Origin of the sequence: Nostoc sp. LEGE 06077, from assembly GCF_015207705.1 — a bacterium.
GTDB lineage: Bacteria > Cyanobacteriota > Cyanobacteriia > Cyanobacteriales > Nostocaceae > Nostoc_B.
In genome coordinates this window covers 135,047-147,857 of record NZ_JADEWI010000005.1, presented here as the reverse complement: position 1 = coordinate 147,857, position 12,811 = coordinate 135,047, and the positions used below count along the sequence as shown (strand labels likewise).

Below are 12,811 nucleotides of genomic sequence, written 5' to 3'. Positions count from 1 at the left end.
CTCAACACTTTTTACTTATAAGAGAGGAGTAATAAAAAATGGGAATTAATCTACAACAAGCTATGGATATTGGGAAGTATCTGGTGACTCAGCGCTTTTTAGGGCGCAAACGCTTCCCCTTAATATTGATGTTAGAACCATTATTTCGCTGTAATTTGGCTTGCACTGGTTGTGGGAAAATTCAACATCCCGTGGAAATTCTCAAACGTAATCTCACCCCAGAAGAATGCTTTGCCGCTGTGGAAGAGTGTGGCGCGCCTGTAGTTTCTATTCCTGGCGGAGAACCCCTACTCCATCCCCAAATTGATGAGATTGTCAGGGGGTTAGTAGAACGCAAGAAGTATGTTTACTTGTGTACCAATGGGTTGTTATTAGAAAAAAGCCTCGATAAATTTCAACCTTCCCCTTACTTTACTTTCAGCGTCCATTTAGATGGAATGCGCGAGTGGCATGATAAATGTGTCGATCGCAAAGGTGTGTTTGATACTGCTGTTCAAGCGATTCGTGCAGCTAAAGCCAAAGGTTTTCGTGTCACCACCAACACCACTATCTTTGAAGGTGCAGATATCAAAGAAATGCAGGAATTCTTTGATTTTCTCGATAGCCTGAAAATTGATGGGATGATGATTTCCCCTGGCTACAGCTATGAATGGGCGCCAGATCAAGATCATTTCCTCCAGCGCGAACAAACCCGCGCCCTCTTCCGGGAAATCCTCGCACCCTACACATCAGGTAAGAAAAACTGGAACTTCAATCACAATCCTCTGTTCCTAGATTTTCTGATTGGCGAAAAAGACTATGAATGTACACCTTGGGGAAGTCCCAGTTATAGCGTGCTTGGCTGGCAAAAACCCTGTTATTTGTTGAATGAAGGGCATTACACCAGCTTTAAAGAATTGCTCGAAAAAACAGACTGGAGTCAATACGGCCGCGCCAGTGGTAATCCCCAGTGTGCCGATTGTATGGTTCACTGCGGTTATGAACCAACCGCCGCAATGGATGCAATGCAACCGCAAAACATTGCCCGTTCTTTAGGAACTGTATTTGGCAGGAGTTAGATAAATTTAGATCTAAGGGCGTAAAGTCTTGCACCTAGCAAAGATAAATCGCTAAGTGCAAGATATGAAGTAAAAGCGGTTTGCTCTATATGAGGGACACAACGCTAGTCTTTCACTGATTTCCCTTAAACTAGACTACGGCAAAATTGAAGGAGTCAAATATGGCAGAAGCTAAAAATGTACTCGGCACAGATTTGCAACTTTGCTGTACTTCGCCTATGACTGGATTTTATCGTGATGGTTTTTGTAGTACAGGTGGTCAAGATATGGGAATGCACGTTGTTTGCGCCCAAGTCACGACGGAATTTTTGGAGTTTACCAAATCTCAAGGTAATGACCTGAGTACACCATTTCCTGAATATAATTTTCCGGGATTACGGCCAGGCGATCGCTGGTGTTTGTGTGCAGCACGTTGGCAAGAAGCCCTGGAAGCAGGTGTTGCACCACCTGTAGTGCTAAAATCTACCCACGCCAGAGCTATAGAAGTCTGTTCTTTAGCAGATTTAAAAAAATACGCTCTCGCTGCATCCTAACGCTTTCTATTTCCGATAGTTAATAATTTTGGGTTGGTTTAAAATACAGACGTGACTAATCCACGTCTGTACTCTATAGTTACTAGCTTTTTAGATTGACGATGTAGTGAAAAATTTGGGTTAACAACCAAAATACACCAGAATCTAAAATCAGTACTATTAAATTGGAACTTACTGCATCAATCGTACTGATCAAAGTTATAGCCGTAGTCAGATATGTTAAGACAGTGTGGATTGCTCAAAGCCATGAAGTAGCTGGATTTATCCTCAGAACTTAGAACAGGCTAAATGCCCCGCGACCGATCTAAGCGCAGCCATACCCGCAGAGCTTTACAGCACTTTGCGACATTAACTGGCTTTGACATTGACAGCATTTAATTGCTCAAGCAAGGCAATGACATCGCTGCGACTGAGTTTTTCTTTGCCATTGGCGAGAGCATCAATCGTACCATGTGCCAAAGTTAAGGGAATTTGACAAAAGTTTAAAGCAGGGCCAGCAGGCAAAGCTTGAGTGTAAGCATCCGCTAACGCTAAGTTGCGTAGGGCATACTCTTGCATTTCTGTCACTGTCCAACCCTCTGGAAAGAAGTCTACACCACGTCCCATATCTTCAATATGGTTGCGGAGGATGTTCACAGATTGTAAGCCACGACCAAAACCAATAGCCAGAGTCCGGTTAGTTTGTGTACCATCGTACCAAGTCCATAAATCAGACAGTAACAACCCAACTGCACCTGCAACCCCAAAGGTATAACGATCTAAATCAGACTCTGTTTCAATTTTCCAGTTTCTGTTTGCCCAATAAGCCATCCGATCAGCCATTGCTGCGGTTGCATCCCAAATTCGTGGTGCAATAGTCTCAGGGGCTAATAATGACCATTCCCTTACTCTCAGAGTTACTTCTGCTAAAACATCCTCGTAGCCGTTAAATCCTACTGAGAAAGCATCAACTGCAAACCCATCAACTCCTGCTTGTAATGTCAAACTAATCTTGTGTAACAGTTGTGCCTTTGTTGAATTATCCAATTCTGGATGATCTTCAATTTCATCAATGGCACGCATACACAAATATGCTGATGCGACGGCTTCTTGCAATCCTGACGGTAAAATACTAATTGGAATATAAAAAGTTCGACTAGTTTCTTTGAGGATTTGCAAGGCATCACCACGTAAATCCATGTTTTCACTCCCCTCTGAGTTTTTACACCACATGCAGTTGAAAGTTTCTTGATGATACGGGATATACTTTTTACTCAATCTGAAAATCTTGAGATGCGCTAGTATTTCATCTAAAGATTAATAGTCTTTGTATCATAGTTAACGAAAAATTCAAACCTATTTAAGTCATGTCTAGTATATAGGACTTTGGTTACTGAAATTTGTTCTGTGTGATTTGATATATCAAGCAAGCATAATTTTTTGCTGTAAATATCAACAACTATGCTAAAATTTGCCAGCTTATATAACTTAGTTATTCAGTAGCTATGAGCTAATTGATACGGGCGCTGGCTGCCTAAGTCTGAAGACACTACAAAAGGCAATACAAGGTTTCTGCATTATAAAAATATTATGAAAAACCTAATAAAATTCCCCAGGAAATGCCTATGCCTGTAGCTGGCTGTAAACTGGAAAAAAACTTTAGCTATTGACCAAATAGCTTTGCAGATACGATATTACAACTCGACAAAAGATTTTTTAATCCCATTTAGAAGATGAATTTGAATAGATAGAGGAAAATCCTAGAAACAGGTTTTTCAACTTTGGGAAGATTGATATTTACATCATTCAGGAATCTAACCCCCTACTATAGTCTAGTGGGGGATTTAGTAATTAAACTCTGAGGTCACTTATTAAAGTGGCACAGAAACTAATGTTTCTGATTGATATGAGATGCCAGCTTGCTTAAACCGATGCAAGGCTTCACCCAAGCGATCGCAATCTGCAATCAAACTGATCCGCACATACCCTTCACCTGCAACCCCAAAGGCATTCCCTGGAGTCAGGACAACGCCTGTTTGTTGTAATACATTCAACGCAAAATCTGTGGAACTACTACCCACAGGGCATTTTACCCAGAGATACATAGTAGCCTTGGTTTTGGGAATATCCCACCCCAATTCTCCCAACCCTTGAATCAAAAAGTCGCGGCGGGTGCGGTAACGCTGTTGGACTTCATGCAAATAGACATCTGGTAGTTGTAAGGCGGTTTCAGCGGCTGTTTGCAATGCGGCAAAAATCCCATAATCCAAGTTAGTTTTCAGTGTCCGCAAACCTTGGATAATTTGACTGTTGCCGACGACAAAACCTACTCGCCAACCAGCCATGTTGTAAGTTTTGGATAAAGTATGAAACTCCACGCCAATTTCTTTTGCGCCTGGAATTTCTAATAAGCTGGTGGGTTGATAACCATCAAAAGCTAACTCGGCATAACACAAGTCATGCACCAGCATAATTTCATATTTACGGGCAAAGGCGACAATTTCTGTAAAGAATTCTCGCGGTGCAGTAGCCGCAGTGGGATTACTGGGATAATTGAAATAAAGAATTTTGGCTTTTTGGGCTACTTCTTCGGGAATCGCTGCTAAATCAATCAACCAGTCATTTTCTGGTTTGAGAATTAAGTTATGGACTTGCGCCCCAGCAATGACAGGCCCACGAAAATGAGCCGGATAGGCAGGTGAAGGGACTAACACTACATCACCTGGGTTGATATAGGCTAGTGCCAAATGTCCTAATCCCTCTTTAGAACCAAGTAGCGGCAAGGCTTCGCTATCGGGATCAAGCACTACACCATAGCGGCGATTGTACCAATTGGTGATGGCGCGACGAAAACTAGCAGTACCTTCAAAGGGCGGATAACCATGATTTGCGGGATTTTGCAAAGCAGCGATCGCCGCTTCTACTACTGGTTGCGGTGTGGGGCCATCGGGGTTTCCCATACCCAAATCAATTAAATCCAGTCCTTGTTCCCGTGCCTTTGCTTTCAGTTCATCTAAACGGGCAAATACATAAGGGGGCAGTTTCTGTATGCGTCCTGCTGGGGCAATCCAATTCAGTGTCATTGATGTACCACTTCTTGATACAGTTGATTTGTGAGTGAAATCTCTCTCATCAACCACAGTTGGCGGCTGTGGATAAATTTGAGAAAACCATGAGTTAGCAAAATCTGACTTTGATAAAAGTTTTTGGTCTGGGTAATATATTTGGCAAAAAATCAAGAATAAAGTTTCATCCTGCAAGCTGGAAGTTATTTACTCTTCAATTTGCTCCCCCATTGCCTTAACAGCAACTCGATTACTGCATTCTCTACTATCAGTTGGTGCAGTAGTAGAAACCATTGCAGCCATTAGCTGTTCTAGTCCTACCTTAAAAGGTAAGCGGTGAATGTCAGAATTCGGCGCTAGGGCAATTTCCGCCGCTGTTTTTAACTCGCTTAATTTGATGTTGCCTAATCCTAAATCATCTAATTGTTGCGGTAAGCCAATCTCTGCGTAAAACTTCAACAATTGTTGGCGTGCAGTGGTGGCTAATTGATTACCCAAAATCATTTCTTCTAAACGGAGTTGCACTAAGATGCCGAACGCGACTTTTTCCCCGTGGATGCTGCTGTGTCCCGCAATGTGAGTTAAACCGTTGTGTACAGCATGGGCGGCAACAGTCCGACACTGCGCCCCACCTAGCCCGCCAATGACTCCCGCCAGCAAAACCGTAGCATCAACAACTTCTTGCCAAACTTCACTGCCTGGCTGTTGCAAGGCGATGGCTGACTTTTGGAATAAAATATCGCGCAAAACTCTAGCTTGTTGGACTGCGGCAATAATTAAAGTTTGCTGCAAGTGTCCACTACTGACTGAGGCTTCGTACCATTTGGCGATCGCATCACCAATCCCAGCCACTAAGGTGTGTTTTGGCGCTGTGGCAATCAAATCGTAGTCCAGAATCAATAAATCAGGACAGCGAGACAACGCCACATCATACAAAAAAGCTCCTGTCTCCGAATACACATTAGAAAGGGCTGTCCAAGCTGCACAGGTAGCTGCGGAAGTGGGAATTGTCACCACTGGTAACTGCAACTGATGGGCAACTAATTTGGCTGTATCCAAGGCTTTACCGCCACCAACACCGATAATTAGATCGGCTTTGTGTTCCTTAGCTGCCTTCTTTAAGGATTTCAAACTCGCTTCGGAACAATCTGCACCATAGGAAGCTTGAGCAGTATGCAGCTGTTGTTGTTCTAATAAAGTATTTTGGATGATATCTAGAGTGCGTAGACGTTTAACGGCTTGCCATGAGGCATCGCCAGCAACTATTAAGGGACGACTGCCCAAAAGCGCAATCTCGGCTAGTGCTGCTGGTAATACTCCAGAGCCACGGATGACTTTTGCCGGAGCGATCGCCAGTGCCGGTAAAGAATTAGATGTTTGAGTAGACAACGTAGTAGTTGATTGATGAGGCATATAACTAGTTAGGCAAAACCTGAATTTGTATTGATGCTAGTAGAATTACATAATATTTCCAGAAGGCATCCGCCTATCAATAAAACTCACCATCACTTACGACCAGCACCTACTAAAAATTTTTCCATTGATGGAATTGGTAAGTAATATCTTAATCTAAAAATAATGCTTATTGTATAGTCAAATACAAAAAAAATAATGTCTTATTGAACACAAAATTATAACTTTGATGTTAGAGAATATACTTATAAATTAGACTAAAACTGCCACAATCTCCAAGATGCGATCGCCATACAGCAGGGTATAAACAATCAAGGCTTGAGAGGTGTAAGTCAGCAAAACCCTTACACCCCTAACCTTCTTCTACTCAATCTTAACAATTAAGCTTTTTGCATAAGTACGGAGCTTTGTTAAGCAGTAGGTTTTGGCAATTGAGCAAATTTATCTGTATAAATCTCAACTGTTATCTCTGCATTTTCGCGTGAATCTAGAGATTGTTTGAGTTGACCAAGATAAAGCGGTACAGAAACCCCTGGTTCTGGATGTACAACAGTCCGGGCGCGAACCATCAGATAATTGTCACCTCGCTTACCCAAGCGACCATAGGTATATAAATTACTAGCGGCTTGACGTAAGGTAGCCTCTAACGCCGAGGGGGAAATTGTTGGTGAAATGGCAATTACAGCTTGTGTAGCACCATTATCATAAACTAGCGTAAATTTTTCGGCTCCGGGAATCACTGTCCGACTCAACGGTACTACAGAAAGACCAAATAACCCGCTTGTTAGCACCAGCATAAAGCCAGTTGTACCTACTAGCCGAAAGCGAATGCCCCATTTAAAAACAAAAGACAGTACTGCTAAGACAGCAAATACTAATGTGGCAATACCAGACCATTGGGTATATTGAAGAAAATCAGCTGTTGAGAACATACAGATTGGCGAGTTGGGTGTCTTGACATTATTTACAGACACACCCATTTTACCGAGTACTTACACCACATAACTGATAGAACTCGTTTAGTAAACTATAGTTTGATAGCAGAGGCAAAATTTCTCTACTTGTGGCATTGAGCGCGAGATGTCGTGAGAGCATAAGGTTCTTTGAATTTATGATTTACATTCACATCTAAACCAAACTGTGGAAACATATAGACTAGTTCAACAAGTATTTTTAATAGTGTTAATACAGTTCCTATGCGCTGCACAAGCTCCCACGAAATAAATAGACTACTGGTGCATCCAGGTTTCGGCTGTTTTTCTGCTTTTCTATTCTCATTTGATAGTCTAAATTTGTTAGATTTACACATGATGTCTAACTCAACTCTACAACTCCATTCTGAAGTAGGAGATGCCTGAGAACGAAGTGCAGAGAGTGAGGTAGTAATTAGGACTTATGCCGAACTTATGCCGGACTTTGACTGAGGTATAGAGAGTAAAATAGTAATTAGGACTTATGCCGAACTTATGCCGGACTTTGACTGACTTGCTATGAAAATGCCAGTTTGTAATGCAAAATAATTGTTGTTGCTTATAAGCATAGCAAGCCATGTCACAACGCTCACTTCAGGTTTCTCCTGAATACTTTCCAACAGTCCAATTAGCTTTAAGACACAAAGGCTATAGAAGTCAGAAAGCTTTGGCGCAAGTTGCCGAATGTAGTAGGGATACTGTGAGAAAATTTCTTAGTGGCGATCGCATTGATTATTCTTATTTTGTTGACATTTGTGAGAAGTTAGGATTGGAGTGGCAAGACATTGTTCTTAAAGAGCGAGATATTCGTCATAATCTACCTAAAGCAACCTACACTTTTGTCGGACGTGAGGCGGAGAAAGAGAGGTTATTAGAGTTGCTTTCTTCTAATCATGCAGCTTCTATTATTACAGTTGATGGTATTGGGGGTGTTGGTAAAACCGCTTTAGCAATGGAAGTCGCCTATCAGTGCCTCAACGCTAGTCAGAAAAACCTACCGGATACACCTATATTTGATGCTATCATTTTTACTTCAGCAAAATTGGAAAGGCTTCTTCCTATAGGAATATTGCCAACATCTCAGCAACAGCGCAATTTAAGCAATATTTTCCGGGCAATTGCTGATACATTAAAGGACTATACAATTATTACTGAAGCAGCCCCTGAAGAGCAACTTAACTCTGTACATAAGAGTCTTACCAAGCAGCGAACACTACTAATTGTAGATAACTTAGAAACAATAGATGATAAAGAAAGTGTGTTAAGTTTTCTAGTTGATTTACCTCGTACTGTTAAATCTATAATCACTACTCGTGAACAAAAGTCTATCCATGTTCATATTCGGTTAACTTCGCTCCCAGAGGCTAAGAGTTTAGAGTTGATTCAGCAGGAACTAAGGACAAAAGGCGATAGAGGGATTTATCTCACAGAAGAAGAACAAAAAAAACTATATAAAGTTACGGATGGCATTCCCATAGTGATTGTTTATGCAATTGGTCGTTTAGCAGACAGCAGGTCTCTTGAAACAGTACTAAATGATTTACAGTCTCCAAAGGAAAATGTTGCTCATTTTCTTTTTAACCAAGATGCCAAAAGTTTGCGAGGAAAACCAGCGCATAAAATTTTGATGGCATTAGCAATTTTTCAAGAGGCTCCAATTCGTGATGCTCTCGCAGCAGTTGCTGGGTTACAAACTGAACCTATCTTTACAGTAAGTGATGGCTTAGAGCATCTACAACAAATTTCTCTGGTAAGTCAAAGAGATGGTCGTTACAGTATACTTTCCCTGACACGCTACTATATCCTAGCAGAACTTGCTGCATATCCAGATTTTGAAAAAGAAGCACGAGGACGCTGGGTAGAATGGTACTTAAACTTTGCGAAGAAAACTGGTGGTGTTGATTGGGGTCCTACAAAAAAAGGGTATTTTCAGCTAAAAGAAGAATGGGGAAACTTAATAAATGTGCTTGAATGGTGTGCAGCCAAAAAAGATTACAAAAAGGTCACAGATTTCTGGCAATATCTCCATGAGCCAGCTTATGGTTATGGTTATTGGCGAGAGCGAATTCGCTGGATGGAGTGGTTAATAGAAGAAGCAAAATTACGTGGTGATTGGGTAACTTTCGTGGATATGACAACTAGCGCGAGTTGGTCATACATACGTAGATATTCACCAGAGAATTGGAAAAAAGCCAGCGATTTATTGATTAGAGCTTGGGAACTTCGCAATCATGTAGATTTGAGTGTTCAAGATTTCATAGCTCACAATATTGCACAACTATATATTGGACAAGAAGAATATAATCAAGCACGTACTTGGTTAGATACGCAAGAGAAGATTATACGTGATGCTGAGATGGAAGAACGTTATCAGATGCGACGTTTGACTACAGTTTTATATAGTAGAGCAGAAATTTTTTATCTTGAAAAAAATTACGACCAAGCAAAAATATTATTTCAAAAGGTAAGTAGTCAAGCCAGCAAAATTGAATGGCAGCGTTATAGCAATTATGCACAAAATTGGTTGGCTGATATTGCAATAATAAAAGATGAACTTAACGATGCTGAAGAACTATTGAAGACAGGTTTAGCTGTGGCTGAACAAAATAATCTCAAAAGGAGAATTTTTTGTTACCAAGTTTCTTATGCACGTTTAGAGAAAGCAAAAGGCAATGAAGAGGAAGCTTATAAATGGGCAGAACAGGCACTTGAAGGGTTTAATCAGCTTGGTATGATAAGAGAAGCAGAAGAGGTTCAATCTCTCCTTGCTACCCTAATATAGGATTGCGAAATTATATTTATCTTTCTGAAGATACATACTTTAAGTAAGTTCACAGGTAATAATCAAAAGTTAGGTCATATATGAAATATGTCTAAAACTTTACTTTTTAGGTGTGTCACGAATCCAATTTTAGGCTCAGCATGATGGATAATTTCATTAATCAAAAAAAACTAGTTAGCAAATCACTTTTTCATAAACAGAGAATTGCAATAATTTCTGATCATGCTGATCCTTATACAGAAATCGGTGTGGAAGAGGCAGGTGGTCAAAATGTTTATGTTCGTCAATTAGGTGAAATTTTGCCTAACTTTGGATGGTCAGTAGATATATTTACTCGCAAGAACAACAAAGAAGATCCAGCGATAATTCAAAGTTCTCCTTACTGCCGAACTATACGTTTGATTGCTGGTCCAGAAAAGTTTATTCCCAGAGATCAGATTTTTGATTATATGCCTGAATTCATTTCAGCATTTGAAGCTTTTCGCAAGCAGGAAAACATATATTATCCAATAATTCATACAAACTATTGGCTCTCAGCATGGGTTGGTCTGAAATTAAAAAATCTTACCAACATTAAGCTAGTTCATACTTATCTCTCTTTAGGTATAGTTAAGTATGATACTGCTTTAAAATACAAAACCCTGACTCAGCTACCAGAAATTGCAGAAACTCGACTGAGAGTTGAACAGCAGGTTCTTGAACAAGCAGATTGTGTTGTTGTCAACAGTATGCAAGAGAAAGAAGAACTCCGTAATCTAGTTTCTCAAAAGGGTTGTATTGAGCTTATTCCGTTGGGAACAAATGTTGACCTTTTTCATCCTATACTTCAGTCAGAAGCTAGAATTAAATTAGGGTTAAAACTAACTGAAAAAATTGTTCTATACGTCGGACGATTTGATCCTCGAAAAGGTATAGAAACAATTGTTAGGGCTTGCGCTCAGTCTCAAAGTCGATTGACGGAAAACCTAAGATTGGTAATTGTAGCGGGAAGTTGCTCAGATCGGATAGATGGAATAGAACGTCAGCGAATTGAGCAAATTGTTCAAGAAGTAGGACTTGCTGAAAAAACCTTATTTGTTGGTCGAGTTGACCATCATATATTGCCTTTGTATTATGCTTGTGCAGATGTGTGTGTAATACCAAGTCACTATGAAATGTTTGGTCTAGTAGCTATAGAAGCGATGGCTTGTGGTACTCCAGTGATAGCTTCAGATGTTGGTGGCTTAAAGTATACAGTTGTACATCAGGAAACTGGTTTGTTAGTCCCTCCCCAGAATATTGAATTATTTACTGAAGCGATCGACCGTATTCTAGGAAATAAAGTTTGGGCTAAACAGTTAAGTATCAATGGCTCAAACCGAGTAAATAAATACTTCAATTTAGCAACAACAGTTGATCAATTAAACAGCCTTTACAAAAAATTGCTAACTCAAAAAGTAGAACTAACACTGACCAACTAATGCAATCGAGTAATTTATGAAAAAGCCTCGTGTCATCTGTATTGGTGAAATTTTATTTGACCGTTTTATTGAACAACAAGGAGAATCATTGCAACAGGTAAAATCTTGGCAAGATTGTCCTGGTGGTGCGCCAGCTAATACAGCTTGTGCTTTATCTAAATTAGGAGTTTATACCACTTTTATTGGTTGTATAGCTCAAGATGAACTAGGAGAACTATTGGTAAATTTACTAAAAGATTATGGCGTAGACTGCACAGGTGTACAGCGTCATCACAAAGCACCTGCAAGGACTGTCTATCTGGTTCGGGACGAAATAGGTAACTCCAAGCTTGTTGGATTTGGTGGTCGTGACCCTGGAGAATTTGCTGATGCTTATCTCTCTGCTGAACTATTACCTATCTCTTTGTTTAAAGAAGCGGATTGGTTGGTTTTGGGAACGTTGGAACTTGCTTATCCTAAGAGTAAAGAAGCAATTTATAAGGCTATTAGTTTAGCCAAGTTTTATGACATCAAAATTTTTGTAGATATAAACTGGAATCCAATGTTTTGGAGAAAAACAGAAACTGCCCTACAAACAATTAGGGAATTAATTAAAGACGTTAATTTCCTCAAGTTAACTGTTGACGAAGCCAAATTTTTGTTTGGTACTATTAACCCTAAAGCAATTGCTCAATCCTTCAATAACCTTAAAGGTGTTTTAGTAACTGCTAGTGAAAGCGGTTGCAGCTATTATATAGGGGGATATGAAGGTAATTTGCCAGCCTTTTCTGTTGATGTCCAAGATACTACTGGAGCAGGAGATGCTTTTAATGCGGGAATAATATCTCAGATGATTAAATATGACATTCATTGTTTAAGTGAGCCAGAGATTATCAGGAAAATAGTTACTTATGCAAGCGCTGTAGGAGCAATTACGACGACGAAATTAGGAGCAATTACATCTCAGCCTACACTCATTGAAGTCGAAGCTTTCTTAACATACAGCAATCCGACGTGATTTCTGAACTATAAGTAGGATGTGCATTTTCAATAAAACTCTCAATCAACATAGAATATAGCAGTGAATGCTTACCTTACAGATACCTAAGTTTTTTCAGAAATCAAATATTAGTCCTATAGTTACTACTTAAAGTGAGATAGCATTGATATTTTATGTCAGAGAACAAATTGCCAATAACTTATTTGCATAATTATGCTAATTTTTGCATTTTTAAATTGATTATAAATCAGCATTAATAATACAAATTACTGAGAAAATTATTTGATTCGTCAGTCTATAAACTGACGAATCAAATTTAAAAATAGTGCTTAACTGATGAAAAATAAAACATACAAAAGGGCATCTAAAGATTTAGATGCCCGTCATGTAGGAAACCCCCAAAAGGGTTGTCCTTACACCTTCCCAACTATCAGCAACATTGGCTAATCAGAAATTAGCCAAATCACAAATGTGAATACTGTAATTTTATTAACTAAAAAATACAAATGCCGCCAGTATAACCACGGAAAACAAGTCAAGTAATAAAATGCTATTTTTGAGCAAAATTGCT

At 39.7% G+C, this 12,811-nt stretch carries 9 protein-coding genes; 5 read left to right on the top strand and 4 right to left on the bottom strand.

What is annotated here, in order from left to right; translation table 11 throughout:
* Positions 1-38: 38 nt before the first annotated feature.
* Positions 39-1,058: an adenosyl-hopene transferase HpnH gene (gene hpnH / locus IQ244_RS05460; RefSeq protein WP_193890585.1), complete on the top strand. Its 1,020-nt coding sequence runs from the start codon at positions 39-41 to the stop codon at positions 1,056-1,058.
* 161 nt (positions 1,059-1,219) lie between these two features.
* Positions 1,220-1,591, top strand: coding sequence for a DUF2237 family protein (locus IQ244_RS05455; protein WP_193890581.1), 372 nt, complete (start codon positions 1,220-1,222; stop codon positions 1,589-1,591).
* 348 nt (positions 1,592-1,939) lie between these two features.
* Here the strand turns inward: IQ244_RS05455 and IQ244_RS05450 are convergent, their stop codons facing one another.
* The 4 genes from IQ244_RS05450 to IQ244_RS05435 form a co-directional block, all read right to left on the bottom strand.
* A complete protein-coding gene (locus IQ244_RS05450) occupies positions 1,940-2,770 on the bottom strand; it encodes a squalene/phytoene synthase family protein (protein WP_193890578.1) in 831 nt (276 codons plus the stop codon).
* 671 nt (positions 2,771-3,441) lie between these two features.
* Complete coding sequence (locus tag IQ244_RS05445; protein WP_193890576.1) at positions 3,442-4,653, bottom strand: aspartate aminotransferase; 1,212 nt, start codon at positions 4,651-4,653, stop codon at positions 3,442-3,444.
* 189 nt (positions 4,654-4,842) lie between these two features.
* A complete protein-coding gene (locus tag IQ244_RS05440; RefSeq protein WP_193890573.1) occupies positions 4,843-6,048 on the bottom strand; it encodes an iron-containing alcohol dehydrogenase family protein in 1,206 nt (401 codons plus the stop codon).
* Between the two features lie 410 nt (positions 6,049-6,458).
* The gene (locus tag IQ244_RS05435) at positions 6,459-6,980 is read right to left on the bottom strand and encodes a Ycf51 family protein (protein ID WP_193890570.1); all 522 of its coding nucleotides are present in this window, start codon (positions 6,978-6,980) and stop codon (positions 6,459-6,461) included.
* A 616-nt stretch (positions 6,981-7,596) separates the two neighbouring features.
* Between IQ244_RS05435 and IQ244_RS05430 the strand changes: the two genes are divergently transcribed.
* The 3 genes from IQ244_RS05430 to IQ244_RS05420 all read left to right on the top strand — a co-directional run bounded on the left by IQ244_RS05430 (position 7,597) and on the right by IQ244_RS05420 (position 12,258).
* A complete protein-coding gene (locus IQ244_RS05430) occupies positions 7,597-9,801 on the top strand; it encodes an ATP-binding protein (protein WP_193890567.1) in 2,205 nt (734 codons plus the stop codon).
* A gap of 140 nt (positions 9,802-9,941) precedes the next feature.
* On the top strand, positions 9,942-11,261 hold the full coding sequence (locus IQ244_RS05425; RefSeq protein WP_193890565.1) for a glycosyltransferase: 1,320 nt from the start codon (positions 9,942-9,944) through the stop codon (positions 11,259-11,261).
* A 16-nt stretch (positions 11,262-11,277) separates the two neighbouring features.
* Complete coding sequence (locus IQ244_RS05420) at positions 11,278-12,258, top strand: carbohydrate kinase family protein (protein ID WP_193890562.1); 981 nt, start codon at positions 11,278-11,280, stop codon at positions 12,256-12,258.
* Positions 12,259-12,811: the final 553 nt, after the last annotated feature.